This window comes from Parasutterella secunda (genome assembly GCF_023336895.1).
GTDB classification, from domain to species: domain Bacteria; phylum Pseudomonadota; class Gammaproteobacteria; order Burkholderiales; family Burkholderiaceae_F; genus Aphodousia; species Aphodousia faecalis.
Map to the genome: position 1 here is coordinate 31,518 of NZ_JAMBLT010000007.1, position 20,528 is coordinate 52,045.

The following is a 20,528-nucleotide window of genomic DNA, read 5'->3' on the forward strand; positions in this document are numbered from 1 at the left end:
GTTAAACCACTGCTTCAATAGCCTCGGATAGTTCAAGCCATCGGGCTTCAAGTGCCTCGACCTCAACGCTTAACTCTCCGCGGCGCTTGAGCGCGGCGGCCACTTCATCCTGATCGCCTTGAGTGTAAAAGCCACTGTCGGCAAGCTTTGCATCCAAAGCTTTAAGTTCTGATGAAAGCGGCTCCAACTTCTTTTCAACTTGTGCCAGTTCTTTTTGTAAAGGTTTCTTTAAATTGGCAATGCGTTGACGCTCAAGCGCGGCCTGTTGTCTGGTTTCCCGCTTGTTGGGCGAGGAGGATGTCGTTTCACTTTTGGCTTTTTCAGCAGAAAGGGAAGCTTTGCGTGTTTCGAGAACGAGCTTGGCGTAATCATCAAGGTCCCCGTCAAACTCACTGACTTTACCCTCATGAACGAGCATCAGCCGTTCAGTTGTGGCGGCTAAAAGGTGTCTGTCGTGGGAAACAAGTAGGACTGAGCCCTCAAAGGAGGAAAGCGCCATCGTTAACGCTTCACGCGTTTGCATATCCAAGTGATTGGTGGGTTCGTCAAGCACAATCAGATTCGGTTTATCCCAAGCCAAAAGGGCCAAGGCCAGACGAGCTTTTTCTCCGCCCGAAAACGGTTTAACCAGTGCGTTGACCATCTCACCGCTGAATTTAAACCGTCCAAGGAAGTCGCGCAGTACCTGTTCTCGTTCATCGGGTGCTTTGCGGCGAAGATGTTGAAGGGGAGTTTCATCGCCTCGCAATTGTTCAAGCTGATGCTGGGCAAAGTAGCCGATTTGAAGACCTTGTCCGAATCGGAATTCACCCGCCATGGGGGTGAGTTCCTTGCAAATCCCTTTAATCAAGGTGGATTTGCCGGCTCCATTGACACCCAATACACCGATTCGCTCACCGGCACGGATGGAAAATTTCACGTCATGCAAAATTTCCTTCTCTCCATATCCCAAGGCGACGGATTGAGCTTCTACCAAATGCTCCGGCAGGCGTTCAGGCTTTAAGAATTCAAAACGCCATTCACGGGTGGCGCGCACCGGTTCGACCGCCTTTAAGCGCTCAAGCATTTTGATGCGGGATTGCGCTTGGCGGGCTTTCGTTGCTTTATATCGGAATCGGTCAATAAAACTTTGAAGGTGGGCGCTTTCGCGCTCATAGGCTTTAGCGGCAGCGTCCTGAGCGCGAAGTCTTTCTACCCGCAAAGCTTCAAAGGCGCTGTAGTTACCCGCATAGCGGCGAATCGTATTGTCTTCAATGCTCCAAATGGTGTTAACGGAGCGATCCAGGAACTCACGGTCGTGGCTGATGATAACCGTGGTCGCATGCTGGCGTTTTAACCACGCTTCAAGCCAAATGACGCTATCTAAGTCCAGGTGGTTGGTCGGTTCGTCAAGTAGCAGGAGCTCTGCAGGACACATGAGCGCGCGCGCCAAAGCCAAACGGTTTCGCCAGCCGCCTGAGAAATCCTTGACGTGATGGGTGGTCATCTCTTCGGTAAAACCCAAACCGTGCAGGATGATCTTGGCCTGCGCCGTGATCGCGCCTTCGTTGAGTTCGGCCAAGGTTGCGTGCGCGCTGGCAACACTCATATCGTCTTTAGCTTCAGCCAAGGCTTTTTGGGCTGCCATGAGGGGAGCGTGGCCTGAGAGCACCCAGTCAATAGCGACTTCATCGACCGTGTCAATGTCTTGAGCAACGTGACCGATGTTTTCAAGAGCCGGGGCGCTGATCTCACCGGCTTCAAGGGGGACTTCGCCTAAAATCGCAGCGAGCAGACTTGATTTTCCACAGCCGTTTTCGCCCACGAGTCCGATTCTTTCGCCGGGATTGGCCAAAAGTGTGGCGTGCGAATACAGCACTCGCACGCCTCGCATGAGACTGACGTCTTGAAGTCTAAGCATTACGGAAGTTCATCCTTTCGCAAAAGATAGACCATTGCATCTTCGTTTTCAGTGGCTAACCATGTAAAGGGCACTTTGGGATAAGCCGCTTCACAGGCGTCTTTTCCATCACCCACTTCAACCACCATGACACCGCGGTTCGTGAGATGAGCTTTTGAATCCGTCATCAGGCGGCGCACGATATCCAGGCCGTCGTCTCCAGCCCCTAAAGCTAAAGCCGGTTCGTGACGGTATTCACCGGGGAGGTTATCCATTGCTTCTTGAGTGACATAGGGAGGATTGCTAATGATCACATCGTACTGACGGTCATCCAATTCATTGAAAAGATCACTCTTAATGAGTTCGATTCGATCCTGCATGCCGTAGCGTTCAACATTGATTTTGGCAACATCGAGTGCATCCTGGCTGATATCCACGCAGTCAACCTTCGCATTGGGGAAGACTTCGGCTGCGATAATGCCCAGGCAACCCGAGCCCGTGCATAAATCAAGCACGCGCGTGACGTTTTCTGGATTAGAAACCCACGGTGCCAACTCGTCTTTTAAGAGTTCGGCAATGTATGAGCGGGGAATAATCACGCGTTCATCGCAAAAGAAGGGATGGTCAATTAACCAAGCTTCCTGCAAAAGGTAAGGTGTCGGGATTTTTTCAACAGCACGCTTTTCGATGCGCTCTAAAAGCATCTTGAGTTCGGCATTGGAAACGCGGGCGTCCCAGAAACGATCCGAGTCCTCGAAGTTAAGCTTTAAAGAGCGCAATACTAAGAAGTAAGCTTCTTCGTATGTGTCAGCGCAGCCATGACCGCAGAAAATATTATTGATCTCAAACTGCGTCATCGCATAACGGATGACATCACGGATGGTCTGCAGTCGGCATTGATGAACGTCGTTATCGGTAATCATAAAAATTCTTTTAAAAATCAAGCTTCAAAACAGGGTGCTATTTTAACCCAGAACACTTGTAGAGGGGAGTGTAAAAGGTCAGAAAGGTACCCAAATCAGAAGCGTTTCTTTTCAGTTTCGCTGGGCTTTCTTTTTATCAAGACAAAAGTCAGCACGATGATGAGCCACATGACGACAATCCAAAGACAAAATCCGTTTGCAATGGTTGTCATGGAAACGTCTTTGGCCAATTGACCGATGGAGAAATTGGGAATGCCGGATCCCACGTAGGCTCCTAGATAAAGGGCAGAAATGAGACCAGCGCGTTCACGCAACGTGGCGTCCATGAGTAATAGTTTTAGTCCGCTGCAGCAAGTGCCGCCTTGCGCGGCGCCGCAAATAACGACAAAAATCATAAATAGTGCAGGGGACTGCATATCAAGCGTTAGGAAAACACCTCCCGCCCCAAAGAGAAAACCTGTGCTCATGAGCAAAAGTGTTTTACTCGGATTAAAGCGCCTGCTTATCAATCCGAAAACGGCGATCGGAATAATCAAAAGCAAGTACGTGATCGCTGCAAGTAAAACACTGCTTTCTCCAAATACGATTTGAGCAAATTGAGCGGAGAAGCCTTGAAAGAAACTGCTTACGCCCCACGTACCGATAAAAGCGGTGATGCTCAAAATAAAGAGGCGTCTTAAACGAGCGGGGATGGCGATTTTAGGAATGAGTACTTGACCGATACTTTCGGTTCCTAGTCTCATGGTTTCGGTGCCTAAGACAGCCAAGACAATGCAGAAAATAAGCAGCGCCACGCAGGCATCAAAGAGAAGTGCTGGGTTGAGGACGTTGTACTCAATGATAAGTCCCGTGAGAAGCGTTCCAAGCGATAGGCCAATGTTGGGCCCGGCCGACGTCATGGCTGTGCCTAGCCAAGCTCGGGCAGGCGGTGCCGTATCAACGACCCAGGACATGCAGGCGCTGGTTGCCAGGCCACAAGACAGTCCCTGAAGAAAGCGTCCAATATAAAGATCGCTTGCTGATTGTCCGACAGAAAATAAGTAACAGGCAATGGCGCCAAACGCAAGTGCAGCGATGACAACGGGCTTTCTGCCTAAAAAGTTAGAAAGACGCGCAAAAAGAATAAGCGTGAGAACGCAGCCCGCGAAGTAACTGACAACGCTCATGGCCACTTCGGAAGAGGAAAGCTTGAGGTCTTGCACCCAGTAGGCCATCATCGGAATGGCGGTTGCGGCAGTGACAAAACAGGTGATTAAACAAAAGGCGGCCACGAAAAAAGAAAAGCCACGCCTTTTAATGGCGTCGCCCTCCGGATGCGCAAGTGATTTCTTTTCAAATTCGATGGCCATGGATAATCACGATTAGCAATCAAATCAACACGATAAAAGAGAAAAGCCGACGGTTTATCATCGAGCCATGATGTGACAGCGAATTATGTCACATTCAATTGGTATTGAGATTGGTTTGAGAAGTTAAACTAATAATCGAGAGTGTGAATGAAAAGCATTCTTCAAAACACAATCGGCAAGTTTTTAGGCTTGCCGATTGGTGGTTAAGAAGTGAAACGACTAGAAGAGGTAATTGACACGTCCGGACACAAGCCATGTGTCAATTGTTTCGCCGCCGGCCGTTCTTTCAATATCGACTTGGAAGGACATGTTGTCTTTCCAGTTCAAGTAGCCACCGACACCGAATGTCGACCAGGTGTCTTTGTCACCCCAGGTGACGCCCACCTTGTTGCTGAGGTCGCTAAACTGAGCATCTTGACCATCCGTGAACTGATGCAAGACATCGGCGCGGGCGTAGAGTTCACCGACATAATCGGAGGACTCAAATGCCTTACCTGCTCTGAGACCGACTCGACCGATCACGCTAATGTCGCTATCGGCATCAACCTTCGGGACGGTAGGGTTCAATGAAGTGCGATAAGGAACATCAAGTCAGCGGATTTCTCAAGTGAATAGCCTCAAGAAATTGTGTCCAAAGAGTCAAACTACCCTATGTCAGCGTTGGAAAAGCTAATTTTGATAGCCTGAAGTGGTTATTTATAGCATCTGCAGGCACTTTAAAAAAAAATCTTATTGTAATATCAATAGGTTAAAAGATTTAACCTTAATAGAATCCCATTAGGTAAAAGGTACTTTAAAAGTCCGTTTTAGGTCTAATGGATAATTGGGTTTATTATGATTAACACTGTAATTTTTTTAATTTTGTTCTTGAAACAAACCATTGACCTTCCCAAAGTAGGCTAACTAATGGGCAATTAGCACTTTGGAAAGGTTTTATAAAAGTTGCTAGAAGGAATATCTTATTCCAGCATTGAGTTGCCAACTATTGTCAAATTCTCCACCGAAAATACACTTTGAACTGAGCCATATTTTGGAATTTTCGCTTAAAGTTATGTCAGTGCCGATACCTAAGTCATACCAGGTATCGGATCCTGAGTTTTCATTTCGATAGGCAGTGGTACGACCGATGGCATCAAAAGAGTAATCTCCCTTGAATTCATGCATAACGTCTCCCATGATGTAGATTGAACCATTAGAAGAATTTTCTCCGGAGTTAATGGTCATTCCACTTCGGAATCCAAGCCTACCAATGATGCTATTGATATCACCGATATTTGCTTTAATACCCCCATCAGTTGTGAAATTATTGCCTTCAATGCGTACGATCTGCAGTTGGGTTTGAGGTTCAATAAAAAGATTATTGTTGAGTTGGTACTTGTATCCTACTTCAGCACTTAAACCGTAATAGGTTTGCCAGAATGAACTTCCAATACTTGCATTCTGGTTGTTGTTTAAATCATAATCACTACCGATTCGACCAATCTTTGCATTAAAGTCTGCATATCCACCACAATCGCTCAGAACAGAGTAGTAAAAATTCAAACCATATACGTCATTGTTTCCGCTTCCAGAAATACCATTTAAATCAGTATCAGCCTGAGTGTAGTCGAAAGCTACTCCAACGATTTTCCGACTCCCAGTCGTAGAAACGTCTTTGTCGTAGCCTATTTGAATCATATGTTTATCCGTGTCAAACTCGTTAGTGTATCCAATATTGGAGAAACGGTAACGAACCCAAAGGCCATCTGTATTCGTTCCTTTATGACGGGTTTCTCCTCTGCGTTCATGGAAACGATCTAGATCCGTAACCAAAGAGTAGGAAGCCAGAGTTGCGTTGTGTAAAAAATTAATATTTTCATTGGTATGACCCAGTGATTTGGTTAAGTACCAATAGGTCTTATCGTTTTCTAAGTCAGTTTCGCTTTTTGTACTGTAATTGAGCGTATACAACTCACTAGAGTTATTTACTTCTCCATCGGCATTTGTTGTGAAGGTAGTATCTCCTTTTTCAACACTTGCGAAGTAAAGTTTATCCCCTAAGTTCATTTCATCAAGATGAGCTTTGGAAGCATCGAATTGAACGACTTGCCTAGAACCATTTTCAGCAGAACCGATCTGAATGAAGTCACTGGTTCCGTCGTTAGCGTACGTTTTCTGCCCTTGATTAGAGAGCCAATTTAAGTCCATTACAAAAGTTCCACCACTACCCTTGAGATTATCCAGTTTAACTGTAGCGTAAACAGCATCTTTATTTCTATAGTTGGAAAGGTTGTAATTCGTATTTTTGATAATTGTTTCTTCGTAAGTCTTCCAGATCTGATCATCTGCAAGCATTACGACGCCATCTTCAAGTGTTAAATTGCTTAATTTACCATTACCGCTGAGTAGTGAACCAGAAGCATTAAAAATCCATGTGGCACCATTTTTGAGTGTCAAGTCAACAATTGAATCATTACCTTCTCCAATCGCACTGCCAAACCAAAATGAATCCTTGTTTGAAAGTTCAACCGTTACCTTATTAGTTCCTTTATGGAACATGGTGGTTGTGACATCTATTGAACCAATTATCTGAACGGATTTACCTGATATTGTTACATTATTATTCTGAGTATATGTATCAAATAAACCCGATATTCCTCCTTTATATGGCGTTTTAGCGCTGATTGCTGTGCTGTCGTTTCGACCTTCTTGTCCTCCAATTGAGGCAATGTAAATAGAGTCAAGATCCTTAAAGTTGATGGTGGCACTGTCTCTTGCGTAAACAGCACCATTATTGTCTATGTTGTCGTGTTGAGCTGTGTTTACAATAGAAACCGTTTTTGTGGCCGTTAAGGTATTTTTTTGAATAACTACGGCTTCAGTCGTATCTGTATAGTAACCACTTGAAACACCTGTGATTTGAACGTTTATGTTGTCATAAGTACCGTTAGAAATACCCTGATTGGGGTTGCCGTGTATATTAACATCTCCGATATAGTTAAAGTCTTGAGCATCACTTGTTACCGCAAAACACGCTAGCACAGCTATGGTCAGTGGATATTTAGGACTTAAAAATTGGGGGGGGGTATATCGCATAATTATCCCTATCTTTAACTTAAAAAATTGTGACTTGGAATTTTCTCAAAACAAAAAATAACCATCAAGAAAATCGGTATTTAGTATTAACCCTTAATAATTTTGCATTACCAATCAATAACATTTTGATTCTTCTATAAAAAAACGAAAAAGTTATTTATAAAAAAAAGTCGACAATTTTAAATTTTGATCAAACGCAAAATCGGCGACTTTCAACCGAAAATCGCCGATTTGAAAAAATGACTGAATGATGACTATTTAGAGAACAGAAGCAAAACTACTTGCCACGTACTTCACATTCTTTTCATTTAATCCGCAAACGCAGATCCGTCCATTTCTCACCGCATAAATTCCAAATTCAGTGGCGAGACGATCAACTTGCTCAGGCGTTAGTCCCGTAAACGAGAACATACCGGCTTGTTGTGTCACAAATGAAAAATCCCGCTTAGCACCAATGGCTTTCATTTCATCGGCTAGAGCTTGTCGCATCGAAAGAATGCGGTTTCTCATGTCGGCCAATTCCGATTCCCAACGCTTAAATTTTTCAGGATCCGCTAAGACGCTTTCTACAATGCGGCCTCCGAACGTCGGCGGATTGGAGTAATTGGCCCGTGCGCAGGTTTTTAGATGAGTGGTGACCCGTAGGGCTTCATCTTCAGATTGCGTCACGACTGTCAAAGCGCCGATTCTTTCTCCATAGAGATTAAACGATTTGGAAAATGAGGAAGCCGCCAGGAAATTAAGTCCTGAGTCTGCAAAAAGGCGGATGGTTTGAGCATCCTCGTCCAAGCCTTTTTTAAATCCCTGATAGGCCATGTCCAAAAACGGGATCAGGTGACGGGCGCGGCAAATGTCTATGACTTCCATCCATTGATCAACGGACAAGTCATAGCCCGTCGGGTTGTGGCAGCAGGCGTGCAAAATAACGAGTGTTTTTTCAGGCAATGCCTTTAAGTCTTGTGCCATTGCGCAAAAGTCCACGCTGTTGCTTGATGCATCGTAATAGCGGTAACCCGTCACGGAATAGCCGGCAAGCCGAAGAATGTCATTGTGATTGGTCCAAGTGGGCTTTGAAGTCGCTCCGACATTAAGACCGCAGGCCCAATGCATTAAATCAACACCGAGTTTAAGGGCTCCTGTGCCACCGAGCGTTTGCACGGTGCAGGCGCGTTTGGAGGAAACGATCTCACTATCTTTCCCGAAAATCAGTTCCTGAACCAATCGGTCGTAGAGGGGAAGACCTGTTTGAGGAATATAAGTGTGGGGGCGGTGTTCTGCGGCAATGGCTAGTTCAGCTTCACGGACGACATCAAGAACCGGCGTGACGCCGTTTTCATCCAAATACATTCCGACACCAAGATTGACCTTACAGTCGCGGGGATCGGCAAGAAATTTACCTGTAAGACTTAAGATGGGATCATCGGGAACCGCACTCACAGTAGAAAAAATGGATTCATTCATCGGCATTCCTTTCACAAAAGTTTACTTTCTCCAATATAAATCAGGCTTGTGAAGTGCGTGATTGAATTTTCTAAGTAAAAAGCGGTAATTAAGGTTGAAAATTTACCGCCATCTACGTGCTTTTCACTAAATAAAGGTAAGGATTGAATTCTTCATTTACAAAAATGGCGAAGCCGTGATGACTTCGCCCGGGCACAAAACGTTAAGAGGTTTTGAGATTATTTCTTCATCGCTTCTATGGCTTTTTTCACGCTTTCTTGTGTCGGACGGAAAGCCGTGAGGCGTTGTTGAATGATAGCCGGAGCTTGGGCAATCATGGTGTTGTAGCGATAGCCGCCCTTGACCAGCGTCTTTAAAACATTCGCAAAGTCAAAATAGCAATCTTCGCGCTTAACCTTGGCGGAGTGTTGCAGGCCCATGAAGTCCGTCCAGGTCACTGTGTAAACCACACCCTTGTCGCTCACGTCACAGTGCGTGACGGCCACAGCGTCACAAACCCAAACATTCGGTTCCTGTTGTTGGACGGTTTGTTCCTTTTGGGGTTCTTTCTTATCCATTTTTAACCTCATGATTGATAGAAAAGTTTAAGAAGCAGCGGCCTTGCGAGCTTTGTTCGCCGCTTCCGTCCGTTTAGTGTAAATAGTAGCGCAAACGCCGGAAATAATAATCATGGCCATGCCGACTAAGCCCAACATGGTGACCGTTTCACTAAAGAGGGCGAAACTGACCAGGGCCGAGAAGGGAATGGCGGAAAAGCCAAGGCAAGAACTCAAGAGCATGTTGCCGTAAGCGTAAGAGCGGGTGGTACAAATTTGGCCCAGGGTAGCGCAGATGCCCATGCCGACCAAGTAGGCACCGGACTCCAGCGTCGGCATATGCATGCCGTCTTCAAAAATATAACTTCCCAATACGCCGAAAACCGCACCGAACATGGAAAAGTAAAACACGATGCGCCAGGAAGGCTCCTTGAGATTGCCCAATTCTTTAATTTGCCAGTAAACAACCAAGTCAATGAAGGCAACAAAAAGACAAATCAATGCGGGGATGAGGTAGCCTTCATCAAACGTGGGCTGAAGCACGGTGGAAACACCCGCAAAGCCAAAAAGGATAGCCAGAATAACACCCCAGGGGGCTGATTCCTTTTTAATAAAAGCCAGAATGATGAAATTGGCCGCCATAAATAGCGGGGTGGTGTAGATCAAGGTCATGTTGGTACCAAGCGGCATTTCGCCGATGGTGAAGAACCACAGACCGACAGAAATAGTGCCTAAGACTGCGCGTTTGATGTGTCCGCCAAAATGTTCCGTACGAAGCGACAGGCCCTGTGAGCGCACAAACATGGAAATGGTGACAATGCCAATGAGCGACCGGTAGAACACGAGTTCAAGGGATCCGAAATGGCCGCTGCAGAGTTTTACAAAAACCGCCATAAAGGAAAAACAGGCGGCCGCCGCCAGCGCCCAAAGCGATTGTTTCATCATAAATAAAGAATCCTTTTCTTTTTTGCGCAGTTAAGTCCTGACATTGTATGCCTGTTATGTCTTTACCGAAAGGTAGTGTTTGCTCGGATGTTTTAATTAGTTTTAGACTGATTTCTTCTTTCAGCACTGGATTGCCTCTCTATAATTTTGGCTTCTTCAAAAATAAAGCAAAAAGAAAGGCAGGTCTTTCATGATCAGACAGTCGGCTCTTTTAGGACACAGCTGTGCGGCAGGCGCCAATATTATTTGGGGCATGATGGCGCCGATTGCCAAAGTGGTGATGGTCGGCGGCCTGGTGACGCCACTTGTTTTAACCGACTTAAGAATTTTCGGGGCGGCGGTTTTGTTTTGGCTTGCGTCCTTTTTTGCACCGTATGAAAAGGTGGCTAAAGCGGACTTATTCAGACTTTTTCTGGCTAGCCTTTTCGCCATTATTTTTAATCAGGGCAGTTATGTTTTTGGCGTTGGTCTGACGACACCGGGTAACGCCACCATTCTGACTTCGACGATGCCCTTGTGGGCGATGGTGCTCGCCGCGATTGTTTTAAAAGATCCAATCACTTTGAAAAAGCTCGTTGGCATTCTGATGGGAGCTGTCGGTGCTTTGACGCTTATTATGTCCAAAACGGATGTCGCGGCTAATCCCGCCATCGAAAGTAATATTTGGGGCGATTTGCTCGTAGCCAGCGCCCAATTGAGTTTTGCTTTTTACGTTGTGCGCTTTAAAGATTTGGTGACTCGCTACAACCTATTTACAACGATGAAGTGGATGTTTACATTCGCTTCACTTTGTATTTTTCCGTTTTCATTTTCATCATTAACCTCGACTCCTTGGTTTTCTCTTAGCCTAAACGAATGGCTAAGTGTCGCCTATGTGGTCGTCGGCGGTACCTTTTTCTCTTACCTCTTGATTGTCGTCGGCCAGCGAAATCTAAAGCCTACCGTTGCAGCCATGTATAACTATGTACAGCCTGTTGTAGGGTGCTTAGCCGCTGTTGCGATGGGACTGGATTCTCTGTCATGGTCAAAGGCGTTTGCCGTTGTCTTTATTTTTGTCGGTGTTTATTTGGTTACGCATAGTGTGAGTGCGAAAGAACAGGCGGCAATTCAGAAGAAGCAATTGGAAGTTTTACAAAAACGCCAATTAAAATAAATTTGAAATGATATTAATTTAATATTAAAACAATTCTATTAATACATTAAGGTAGTTTGTCAGTAACGAAATCGAAGACAATTGAATTGAGTCCAACGTATTAGTAAAAAAACACTTGAAAGAGAACCGAAAGTCACCTGTTTTCTTCCAGTTAAGAATATATTGTTGACCTGTCACAATTCTCCGATATACTAGGAAAAGCAGGTAGAGAAAATATAACAGGCGTGATTGAAGGGACAAAAAGAAAAACGCTTAAATAACCATTTGTCATGATTATTTAAGCGTTTTTGGTGCCCGGGATCGGACTCGAACCGATACGTCTCGCAACGCCAGCACCTGAAGCTGGTGCGTCTACCAATTTCGCCACCCGGGCTTATGGATCAGGCATAATGCCTGAAACAAGAATCGCAATTATATACGAAAGAGAAACGAAGTTGCCAAATTTAAAGAAAACCCCGCGTCCTAAAATTGTTAAAGAAAAAAGAGCGTCATCCAAGAAATCCAAGGGCTCTCAGGGACGAGTAAAAAATTACGTCATAACCGAGCTTGTCCAAAAGGCTGTTGATATTCTTAATCAATCAGCAGCGGATCTGGATACGTCAGAACTCTATGTGCTTTTATCCCGTCAATACAGAAAATTAAATGAAGGGCTTTTTGCTCAAGTGTTGGATCGCTTGATGGGAGATAGCCGTGTGCGGTTTGATTCCCAGAAAAAGTGTTTTACTCATAAGGTTAAAAAGGAACACACAGGGATTGTTGTATCGCCCGCGCAAAGCACGCCTTATGTAGTCGATGATGATACCGGTGAGCGTTTTTCTATCGCTCAGGAATCAGCCAAACTTTATTTGCCCGGTGATGCGGTTATTTTCCGCTCCGCACATTCTTCCGAGCCTTGGGATGATCCTTATCTTTACGCTAATGTCACTGAGGTGGTCGAGCATTCCATCTCGGAAATTGTCGGTGAAGTTAAGAAAACAACCTCTAAACACGGCAAGGTGACGTATCACTTCAAGAAATACGATCCGAGACTGTGCAATTTAAGTGTGAAGTTCTTAGATCCTGACACGGTTTTAGAGTCTTGGGTTGATAAGAAGGCGATTGCCGTCATTGATCGTTACCCCTCTAAAGATGATCCGCGAGTCTACGTTCGCATGGATCGCGAACTTGATGTGGATAGCGATGCCGATTTGGAAATTGAGTTGGCCGTTCGTCAATTTAACCTTCCGCATGAGTTTTCACCGGCAACGGTTCTGGAAGCTGAAAAACTCCCCAATAAGGTATTGGCCAAAGACAGAGCGCGCCGGGTGGATTTGCGTGACGTTCCGTTTTGCACTATTGACGGTGAAGACGCGAGAGACTTTGACGATGCGGTATACGCTCAACCCGAAGGGAAAGGTGCCTATCGGTTGCTCGTGGCCATTGCCGATGTGAGCTATTACGTCAAACCCAATTCGGACATTGACCGTGATGCTCAGCTCAGAAGCACTTCGGTTTATTTCCCGCGCCGAGTGATTCCGATGTTGCCCGAAAAGCTCTGTAATGGTCTTTGCTCATTAAATCCCGGCGTTGATCGCTTATCCATGGTTTGCGATATGGTGATTGATTCGCTCGGAACGGTGAAGGCTTATCAGTTCTATCCGGCCGTTATCCATTCTCACGCCCGTTTGACCTACACCAATGCCTGGAAGTACCTTTCTAACGAAGCTGTAACGGATGAAAAAGTGCCGCAGGCGGTGAGAACGGGTCTTGATACTTTATATGATCTCTATAAAGTTCTTCGACGGGCTCGCAGTATCCGTGGGGCCATTGATTTTGCAACACAAGAGACATTGGTTAAGACCGATGAAAAGGGTGACATTATTGCCATCGTGGCTCGCGAATCAAACGATGCGCACCGACTGATCGAAGAGTGTATGTTGGCAGCTAATACCTGCGCCGCGGACTTTATCAGTCGCCATAAAAAGCTCAGTTTGTACCGTGTGCATGATTCACCCTCGGTGGATAAGCTTTTGGAATTGCGCCGTACGCTCTCTGGCTTCGGCCTAACGCTATTGGGAGGCAATAAGCCGACGGCAGCCGATTATGAAAAAGTCGTCGAAGCGGTTGAAGGCAAACCCTATAGTGACGTCATTCAAACGGCGCTTTTGCGTTCGATGCAGCGCGCTGTTTATTCCCCGGACAATATCGGCCACTATGGCTTGGGTTACGAAGGCTACACGCACTTTACCTCACCCATTCGTCGCTATCCGGACCTTTTGGTTCATCGAACGATTCGAGGCATTCTCTCAAGGCGTACCTACAGACCGACTGTCTATCCGGGCAGTACCTCGGTGCTCAATAGCTTAAGCGGCATGAACCTTAAGCGCACACTATTGGCGATGCCGCAGCCTGAAAAAACAGAGGCGGCGGGAGCAACGGATCCGTCTCGCGGTGCCTGGGTGGAACTCGGCAAGATCACGAGCGCCTGTGAACGACGGGCCGATGATGCGAGTCGCGATGTCACCGCTTGGCTCAAGTGCCGCTACATGAAGACTATTGCTTCGGATAAGCAAAAATTTAAAGCCCGAATTACGGCGATTACTTCATTTGGTCTTTATGTGCAGCTTCAGGAAATCTTTGTTGAAGGCTTTGTGCATATTTCCAATATTGGTTTTGACTACTATGTCTACACACCCGAAGGTACCCTGCTGGGACAATCGTTCGGTGAGGTGTATGCCGTGGGTGACGTGGTAACGGTGAGTTTGATTGAAGTCGATGAAGATCGCAGACGGATTGATTTTCGTATCAGTCGGTCGCGTCATTGATTACAATGAGCAGGTTTGATTAATAAAGTAATTTAATTTTTGTATGGCAAAGAACATTATTTTGGCAGGTTTTCACGCTGTGGGAGCCCGCCTGAGAAAAGATCCGGATTCAATCGTATGTGTGTATGTTGATCCGCAAAGGCGTGACAAGCGCATGAGTCAGATGCGCGCTGAACTGGAAAGTTTGGGCGTGCGTGTCATGCAAGCCGGACACGACCGCTTAAACGGTATGGTTTCCGGAGACATTCCCCATCAGGGTATTGTGGCCATGGCCAAACCTTTGGAAGTGAGCCTGACATTTGATGAATTGATGGATGAGATTCGTTCGGACTCTCTATTCTTAATTCTCGATGGCATTACCGACCCGAGGAATTTCGGAGCTTGTTTGCGCTCTGCGGATGCGGCAGGCGTTCACGCTGTGATTATTCCGAAAGACCGCTCGGCAACTGTTACGCCGGCGGCGGCCAAGGCTGCGGCAGGAGCAGCTGAAACGGTCCCTGTTGTAACCCTGACGAATTTGGCCAGCGCCATTGTTGAATTGCGCGATGCCGGCGTGACGGTGGTGGGGGCTGCAGGCGAAGCCACGAAGACGATTTATGACTTTGATCAGACCGGTGCCTTTGCCTGGGTGATGGGCGCCGAAGGCCCGGGCTTGCGTCAGTTAACACGTAAACGCTGTGACGATTTGGCTAAGATCCCTTTAACGGGTTCAGTGGAAAGTCTGAATGTCTCCGTTGCCACGGGTATCTGTCTTTTTGAAAGCGTGCGTCAACGTTATTTGAAAAACGGTCGATAATTTTTCCGTTTTCAGTGAGAGGGCAAGTTCTGGTTGAGGAGCTTGCCTTTTTATTTGCCTAAAGTGTAGAGATATTTTCGATAAGCTCTAGAGCGCTTTTTGTTGAAGAGAGCATTTTCTGAACTCGAGCACGGTCACCGGCCGCAATTTGAGGTTCAAGCGTCTGTAAAAGCGCCGTGGCATTGGGGTTTTCAGTGCCTGAAAGATAAGAAGCAATCGCGTAGGCGGCTGTGATGTTGGCAGAAGTGCCTGCGCCAAAACGGTAGAGACTGGCTAAAAGCAAGAGGGCTTTTTCTTCGCCTTGGGCGGCCGCGCGTCTTGCCCAAGTGAAGGCTTCTTCGTAAGAGGCAAGTGTCCCTTCTCCAGCCTGATAAAAAAGCGCAAGCTGGTACTGAGCGGGCGCAAAACCGGCGATGGCTGAAAGTCTGATCCACCGAAAGGCTTCCTCTTCGTTTCGCTTAGGGTAGTCCGGATGGATAAATAAAAGTCCGAATTCGTACTGTCCTTTGGGATCTCCGTTTACCGCCGCTTTTCTGAGCCACGTGGAAGCCTGCTGAAGATCAATCTGGCAGCCGGCGCCGTGAGCCAGCGTGTATCCCACCCGGTATTGACTTTTAACATGACCTTGGGCTCCGGCAAGCCTAAACCAGCGCAAAGCTTGGTAGTCATCTTTTTCGCCTGCAATGCCATCCATTAAGGCGCAACCCAGATCGTATTCAGCTTCTGCGTTGCCGGAAATGGCCGCTTGACGAAAGAGTTCCAATGCGCGCTGGGCATCTCGCGTGACGCCTTGGCCTTTTAAGTACATAACGCCCAAAAGATGTTGACTGGCCGCATGGTCTTTTTCAACGGCTTTTTTGAGCCACTTTAAGGCCGCACGGTTGTTGGTTGAGAGCGTTTGGCCTTCCACCAGTAATTTGGCGAGTTGGTACTGAGCGTCAGGGTTGCCTTCAGCGGCAGCGCGAGCGTAGTACTGCATGGCTTCTTTGGAAGCTTGAGGCGGGGAGAGCGCAACGCCGCCCAAAAGCCCGAGCACATAGTTGGCTCTGGCGTTTCGGTTGACTTCAGCTTTTTTTGCTCGTGCAGCCATGGTGTCGTCGGATTCTAAACGGCGGTGCCTAAAAGGTGCAGGCCGATAACGTAAGTAATGGCCAAGGCATAGTAGGCCACCCAGCCGCCCACACCCCAGGTGATGCATTTGGCCCAGAATTTATGTTCGTAATCTTCGCCGTAGGTGTCGTTGACGTAGCGTAACTGCTTGAGTCCGTCCATAAAGGTCCAAACCAACCACAGACCAACCATCAGAGCAAGCAGCACGTATTGTGTGTAGGGGATGCCACGAAGCATCGGTTCGGCGAAAATATAGAGAACCATGATGAAAATGGTCGAACGCATAAAGCTAAATGAGCGCACACTCATTTCTTCTTTGCCCATTGCGCGCCAATTCATCCCGCAGACGATGCCGCCGAAGACCGGTGTGAAAATAAAACTCAACAAGATGGCCCACATTGGATTCCAAAGAGCAGGCGCGGGAGAAGGGGTATTTTTTTCAGACATCTTTTTTGCACACAGTTCTCAATCGAATCTTCGCATTGTATGACCGATAGATTAATTATTCCTTACAGCTTTATGACTAAGTGTCTAACTCTATTGTTTTTTCTCGGATGACTAGTAAAATCAGGGCAAATATTTAAGGTAACCATCATGCGTTTGTCTTTGTTGTTCGCGGCCTGTATGGGCGTTGCAGTTCTGACTCTTTCAGGTTGTGCGGGAACGCCCGCCTCTGACGATTGGCACGGGGCCGGTCAGAAAAGTCTTTGCTTAGTGGACAATCCTTCCGTACGTCCTCAAGCTTTTTTGACTTTGAGACGAGCCTTGATGGATAAGGGTTTAAAAGTTATTCGCGTTAAAAGCGATGATACGAAAACGCTTCTATCCTGCCCGCAAACGCTTCGTTACGAAGCTGTCTACGGCTCATCCTGGAGTCATTCATCTCTTCGTTATGCCAAGTTGGAATTAACTGAAGTCGGCCGCCACAATAATGTCTACACTGTTCAATGGGACGAACGTAGTGGGAAACCAACGCTTTTAGATAAGGTTGACGACGCATCGGTTGAATTTCGTGAACTCGTGGATCGATTATTCCCCGGAGATATACCTTGGCGGTAATATTCTTTCACTAGAAAATCAGTTTGTTATTTAATCTATTGGATTTAATGCCTCTTTAGGGGTAAGGAAAGTCCTAGTTCTCATTGTCATGAAAAAGGATGACAATAAAGGCGTGAGGATCGGAACGGAATTGTGGTTTTGATGCTCACCGAGCGCTTGGTTCTTCGCTTACGGGTGCTCGAGCCGGGTGAAACGAGGGGGATGCGCTGGTCGCATCCGTTTCATCGGGTGGACGGAATCGTTTGAGGGAGATCGGTTTCGTTCGGGGAAAGCGCAGGCGACGAGCCTAGCTACCTTTCCAATTTAACTGCCCACTGTGATCTGATCGTCGCAGTGGGCTTTTTTTTGGGGGATGGGGAATGGAGTGGTCCGGAAAGCCTAATTTTGAATAGGTTATTCCGATTTAATCCCTTGCTGATAGAAGGTTTTTAATGTCATGGGGTTGGAAAGTCCTTCCATCCAATACTGCAGGCTTCTCACATCATCTTGTTCAGCGGCTCTTTCAAGATTCATCGGAACCATAGTGTAGAAACTGTATTGGTTAATTTCCGTTCCGTCTTTCCATCTTAAAACATATCCGCTGCGCGAGCCGTTCGGTTTAATAATTTCTTCTTTGTCCGGGTTGACGTTAAACCTGACGTATAAGGTAGCGTCTTTTAATTGAGTCCAATGGGTATTTTTCAGGTTAGCTAAATTTTTCTTTTCCTTATCAAGGTACTGATTGAATTTTTCGACCTCTCGTAGCGGTTTTTCTAAATCCCATTTATAGCGATCAATTGCCTTTTCAAAATTAGCCGTTAACTCCCGATAGGTCGAACGTAACGCTGGTTCGACCAAACGATATTGCTGCAACTTGGGTAAAACTTGATTTTTCCATGCATCAAAACATTGATCTTTTGGAAGATCAAATAAAGTTTCATAAGCGTCAATTTCCTCACTATCCCAGCTTGACTCTACCGACATAGCGTAAATGGAGTTCGTTTTGCGTAGTTCTTGGACGTAATCAAAGAGCTTCTGGTAATCGTAGCGATAATTTTTAACGTTTTGAAAAACATCATTCCATTGATCGGGAGAAAGATTAAATAACGTTAAGATAAACAGGATCTTATTTTGTCCGCCTTCCATACGTGTGTAATAGAAAATAGGCATGGAATTCGTAAAGTCTGTCTTTTTAAACGCTTCAAACTTTGTATTGAGTTCCTGTAGTTTTCCAGAAATGGTATCGACTTCTTTCTGATACTTTGCAATACTTTCCTCGTACCGTTTGATACTGGCTAAACATTCATTCTGACTCTGATCGTTTAAGCTCTTAACTTTTTTGCTGATAACGGATAAATCAGCGTTCGGAGTGCATTCAAATAGGACATATTGTTCACCGCGTTTGGTTTCTTGATAACTCCACTTGGGTTTTGAGCAGACTTTTGTGTTTTCTAACATGGGTCCCATTTCCAAGCCATCCAATTGCGATCTTGAATTTTTAACTAAATCGATCATTTTGCTTTCTTCGGAGCATCCGGAAAGCATGACGGCGCAAATTAAAGCGGCGGAAATAACTGACAATCGCGGTAAAGCGGGCATGGTGGACCTCAGTTTTAAAGAGAAGATGTTTTAGGCCTGATTATAGTTTCTAAGAAAGCTTGAATATGTCCTTCTTATAAGGCTCCGATTGAAAGCTGTAGTAGGTTTAAACAATGGAGCAATAGTCACTACTTGCTAGCGATGTATTTTCGCCACCCACCGTATTGAGTAATTTCTTTTTGTCCAACAACAGACCAAGGTTCTCCCAACACTCCCAAAACCTCGGAACCATCATCGAGCTTAACTTTGCCGATGCAAAGGCCGGCGGGTTCTTTTAATAAAATTGAGGCCAATCCCTCGGCTGGAACCGCCCAAACCTCTAGTTCAATCTCAGCGCCGTTTTCAACCGTTTTAATCATCACTGGGTGGTCATCCTCGATACTCCAGCAACGATAATGTTTTTCCGTTTTAGCCTCTTTCACAAACTCTGCGCCCGCTTCAATCATGTTGCCGTTAAGTTTTAGGCCTCTCATGAGCGTCCCGTTCACAGCTAAAAGGATTTTCTTGTCCATTCTTTTTTCCCTACGTTAATTAAAACCCGAAGGTTGCGCCTTCGGGTTTATAACAGCATTATTGACCGTTTGTCTTTTTCAGGGCTCCCACAAACACAGCCAATCCTAACGGCAAACTTTCCGTGTCCTGGATTTCAAAGTCTGATTTGTGGTGACCGTTGTGGTTGCATCCATAATAGAAGAAAACGGCCTTGCCGCCATGGGACTGGACTTTTTGAATTAAAAGCGAACAGTCTTCGCTGGAGGTGATTGTGTCGTAGTCAAACACACGATTAATTCCCGGCACTGCTGTTGCAACTTCTCGGATAAGGTCACACATTTCAGGATCAGACACGACGTTGGTCGCGCGTCCCATAATCTTGATATCACATCCGACTTCGTAACTCTCGGCGCTGCCTTTAATCATTTTTAAGGCACGCTCTTGCATGTACTTGCAGATTTCGTCATTGGCACCGCGTACTTCTAACTCCATCTTTGCATGCACAGGCACAACATTTCGTCCTTCGCCGGCATGCAGAGTGCCGATATTGACAGCTGTGTTTCCTTGACCATGACGGGCAATTCCCATGATTTGCATAGAGGCTGAGCAGGCGGCCATCAAGGCATTGCGTCCTTCCTGACCGGCAGCGCCGGCGTGAGCGGGTTTACCGGTAAAGCCAACATTAATCTTGGTTGTCGAAAGGAAGCCTTTAGTAATAATGCCCAATTCGTGCAGTTTGGGGTCCATACCGACGTGCCCGCCAATAAAGTAATCCACATCATCCAAAAGACCGGATTCAGCAATACCGCTTGCGCCTTTTGTTCCTTCTTCGGCGGGCTGAAAAACCAATTTAATCGTTCCCTTGAGACTATCGGCATGGTCTTTAATCCAACGGGCAAAGGCCAGCCCCATGGCTGTATGACCATCATGTCCGCAGGCATGCATCAGGCCGGGGAATGTTGAATCGAATCCTCCCACATAAGCTTCGTTTGTTTCGTCATGATTTTCTTCAACGGCAATGCAATCCATGTCAAATCGAAAAGCCGTTACAGGACCATCGCGTCCGGTCTCCCAAATCGCCATACACCCGGTATAGCCTTGCATTTCTTCTAAAAGCTTAGGATCCATACCCATTGACAAGGCCCTTTTTTGAGCCTTTTCAATGACATCATCTTCTCGGCCATAGGCGTATTCTTCGTTAAACAATGCTTTGCCGATAATAGTCTTAAAGCCTAATTCTCGTACACGCTTAATCACCAATTCCGACGTTAAAAATTCGGTCCAGGCAATTTCCGGGATCCGATGTAGATAACGCCGTGTTTCAATCATTTCAGGAATATAAGCCGATAGATCATTCATGACACTTCT

General features: G+C 46.2%; 17 protein-coding genes and 1 tRNA gene. 4 read left to right on the forward strand and 14 right to left on the reverse strand.

The annotated features are described in order from the left end of the window. Window position 1: 1 nt before the first annotated feature. The 8 genes from M3080_RS06620 to M3080_RS06655 form a co-directional block, all read right to left on the reverse strand. Window positions 2-1,900 (reverse strand): ABC-F family ATP-binding cassette domain-containing protein, encoded by a 1,899-nt coding sequence (locus tag M3080_RS06620; RefSeq protein WP_249092416.1) that lies wholly within the window; start codon window positions 1,898-1,900, stop codon window positions 2-4. Then, a complete protein-coding gene (gene prmB / locus M3080_RS06625) occupies window positions 1,900-2,802 on the reverse strand; it encodes a 50S ribosomal protein L3 N(5)-glutamine methyltransferase (protein ID WP_249092417.1) in 903 nt (300 codons plus the stop codon). The genes M3080_RS06620 and prmB overlap by 1 nt, the downstream gene beginning before the upstream one ends. 95 nt (window positions 2,803-2,897) lie before the next feature. Next, complete coding sequence (locus M3080_RS06630; protein WP_249092418.1) at window positions 2,898-4,151, reverse strand: MFS transporter; 1,254 nt, start codon at window positions 4,149-4,151, stop codon at window positions 2,898-2,900. 219 nt (window positions 4,152-4,370) lie between these two features. After that, a complete protein-coding gene (locus M3080_RS06635; RefSeq protein ID WP_249092419.1) occupies window positions 4,371-4,718 on the reverse strand; it encodes an autotransporter outer membrane beta-barrel domain-containing protein in 348 nt (115 codons plus the stop codon). Window positions 4,719-5,096: 378 nt separating this feature from the next. Next, window positions 5,097-7,226, reverse strand: a complete 2,130-nt coding sequence (locus M3080_RS06640; protein ID WP_249092420.1) for an autotransporter outer membrane beta-barrel domain-containing protein — start codon at window positions 7,224-7,226, stop codon at window positions 5,097-5,099. Window positions 7,227-7,484: 258 nt separating this feature from the next. Further along, window positions 7,485-8,687 carry an amino acid aminotransferase gene (locus M3080_RS06645; RefSeq protein WP_249092421.1) on the reverse strand — a complete coding sequence of 401 codons (1,203 nt, stop codon included), beginning with the start codon at window positions 8,685-8,687 and terminating at the stop codon, window positions 7,485-7,487. Window positions 8,688-8,905: 218 nt separating this feature from the next. Further along, window positions 8,906-9,244, reverse strand: coding sequence for a hypothetical protein (locus M3080_RS06650; RefSeq protein WP_249092422.1), 339 nt, complete (start codon window positions 9,242-9,244; stop codon window positions 8,906-8,908). Window positions 9,245-9,271: 27 nt separating this feature from the next. Next, the gene (locus M3080_RS06655; protein WP_249092423.1) at window positions 9,272-10,168 is read right to left on the reverse strand and encodes a DMT family transporter; all 897 of its coding nucleotides are present in this window, start codon (window positions 10,166-10,168) and stop codon (window positions 9,272-9,274) included. A gap of 190 nt (window positions 10,169-10,358) precedes the next feature. Here M3080_RS06655 and M3080_RS06660 point away from each other — a divergent pair, with 190 nt between their 5' ends. Continuing rightward, window positions 10,359-11,321: a DMT family transporter gene (locus tag M3080_RS06660; RefSeq protein WP_249092424.1), complete on the forward strand. Its 963-nt coding sequence runs from the start codon at window positions 10,359-10,361 to the stop codon at window positions 11,319-11,321. Window positions 11,322-11,609: 288 nt separating this feature from the next. Here the strand turns inward: M3080_RS06660 and M3080_RS06665 are convergent. Next, window positions 11,610-11,694, reverse strand: a tRNA-Leu gene (locus tag M3080_RS06665). A 16-nt stretch (window positions 11,695-11,710) separates the two neighbouring features. Here M3080_RS06665 and M3080_RS06670 point away from each other — a divergent pair. Beyond that, on the forward strand, window positions 11,711-14,125 hold the full coding sequence (locus tag M3080_RS06670; RefSeq protein ID WP_249092425.1) for a ribonuclease R family protein: 2,415 nt from the start codon (window positions 11,711-11,713) through the stop codon (window positions 14,123-14,125). Between the two features lie 43 nt (window positions 14,126-14,168). Next, window positions 14,169-14,921, forward strand: a complete 753-nt coding sequence (gene rlmB, locus M3080_RS06675; RefSeq protein WP_249092426.1) for a 23S rRNA (guanosine(2251)-2'-O)-methyltransferase RlmB — start codon at window positions 14,169-14,171, stop codon at window positions 14,919-14,921. A 58-nt stretch (window positions 14,922-14,979) separates the two neighbouring features. Here the strand turns inward: rlmB and M3080_RS06680 are convergent, their stop codons facing one another. Further along, window positions 14,980-16,011: a tetratricopeptide repeat protein gene (locus M3080_RS06680; protein WP_249092427.1), complete on the reverse strand. Its 1,032-nt coding sequence runs from the start codon at window positions 16,009-16,011 to the stop codon at window positions 14,980-14,982. Between the two features lie 14 nt (window positions 16,012-16,025). Beyond that, window positions 16,026-16,478: a hypothetical protein gene (locus M3080_RS06685; RefSeq protein WP_249092428.1), complete on the reverse strand. Its 453-nt coding sequence runs from the start codon at window positions 16,476-16,478 to the stop codon at window positions 16,026-16,028. Window positions 16,479-16,625: 147 nt separating this feature from the next. Between M3080_RS06685 and M3080_RS06690 the strand changes: the two genes are divergently transcribed. Beyond that, window positions 16,626-17,090, forward strand: a complete 465-nt coding sequence (locus tag M3080_RS06690; protein ID WP_022473357.1) for a hypothetical protein — start codon at window positions 16,626-16,628, stop codon at window positions 17,088-17,090. Between the two features lie 393 nt (window positions 17,091-17,483). Here M3080_RS06690 and M3080_RS06695 read toward each other — a convergent pair whose 3' ends face one another. The 3 genes from M3080_RS06695 to M3080_RS06705 all read right to left on the reverse strand — a co-directional run bounded on the left by M3080_RS06695 (window position 17,484) and on the right by M3080_RS06705 (window position 20,519). After that, window positions 17,484-18,668 carry a hypothetical protein gene (locus M3080_RS06695; protein ID WP_249092429.1) on the reverse strand — a complete coding sequence of 395 codons (1,185 nt, stop codon included), beginning with the start codon at window positions 18,666-18,668 and terminating at the stop codon, window positions 17,484-17,486. A 128-nt stretch (window positions 18,669-18,796) separates the two neighbouring features. Next, entirely contained in the window at window positions 18,797-19,180 is a 384-nt protein-coding gene (locus M3080_RS06700; RefSeq protein ID WP_249092430.1) for an allophanate hydrolase-related protein, read from the reverse strand. A gap of 58 nt (window positions 19,181-19,238) precedes the next feature. After that, window positions 19,239-20,519, reverse strand: a complete 1,281-nt coding sequence (locus M3080_RS06705) for an amidohydrolase (RefSeq protein ID WP_249092431.1) — start codon at window positions 20,517-20,519, stop codon at window positions 19,239-19,241. Between the last annotated feature and the right edge of the window lie 9 nt (window positions 20,520-20,528).

Bases quoted from the DNA above. Each gene is read 5' to 3' on its own strand.
- M3080_RS06620 (WP_249092416.1), bottom strand. From the start codon at position 1,900: ATGCTTAGACTTCAAGACGTCAGTCTCATGCGAGGCGTGCGAGTGCTG.
- prmB (WP_249092417.1), bottom strand. From the start codon at position 2,802: ATGATTACCGATAACGACGTTCATCAATGCCGACTGCAGACCATCCGT.
- M3080_RS06630 (WP_249092418.1), bottom strand. From the start codon at position 4,151: ATGGCCATCGAATTTGAAAAGAAATCACTTGCGCATCCGGAGGGCGAC.
- M3080_RS06640 (WP_249092420.1), bottom strand. From the start codon at position 7,226: ATGCGATATACCCCCCCCCAATTTTTAAGTCCTAAATATCCACTGACC.
- M3080_RS06645 (WP_249092421.1), bottom strand. From the start codon at position 8,687: ATGAATGAATCCATTTTTTCTACTGTGAGTGCGGTTCCCGATGATCCC.
- M3080_RS06650 (WP_249092422.1), bottom strand. From the start codon at position 9,244: ATGGATAAGAAAGAACCCCAAAAGGAACAAACCGTCCAACAACAGGAA.
- M3080_RS06655 (WP_249092423.1), bottom strand. From the start codon at position 10,168: ATGATGAAACAATCGCTTTGGGCGCTGGCGGCGGCCGCCTGTTTTTCC.
- M3080_RS06660 (WP_249092424.1), top strand. From the start codon at position 10,359: ATGATCAGACAGTCGGCTCTTTTAGGACACAGCTGTGCGGCAGGCGCC.
- M3080_RS06670 (WP_249092425.1), top strand. From the start codon at position 11,711: ATGCCTGAAACAAGAATCGCAATTATATACGAAAGAGAAACGAAGTTG.
- rlmB (WP_249092426.1), top strand. From the start codon at position 14,169: ATGGCAAAGAACATTATTTTGGCAGGTTTTCACGCTGTGGGAGCCCGC.
- M3080_RS06680 (WP_249092427.1), bottom strand. From the start codon at position 16,011: ATGGCTGCACGAGCAAAAAAAGCTGAAGTCAACCGAAACGCCAGAGCC.
- M3080_RS06685 (WP_249092428.1), bottom strand. From the start codon at position 16,478: ATGTCTGAAAAAAATACCCCTTCTCCCGCGCCTGCTCTTTGGAATCCA.
- M3080_RS06690 (WP_022473357.1), top strand. From the start codon at position 16,626: ATGCGTTTGTCTTTGTTGTTCGCGGCCTGTATGGGCGTTGCAGTTCTG.
- M3080_RS06695 (WP_249092429.1), bottom strand. From the start codon at position 18,668: ATGCCCGCTTTACCGCGATTGTCAGTTATTTCCGCCGCTTTAATTTGC.
- M3080_RS06700 (WP_249092430.1), bottom strand. From the start codon at position 19,180: ATGGACAAGAAAATCCTTTTAGCTGTGAACGGGACGCTCATGAGAGGC.
- M3080_RS06705 (WP_249092431.1), bottom strand. From the start codon at position 20,519: ATGAATGATCTATCGGCTTATATTCCTGAAATGATTGAAACACGGCGT.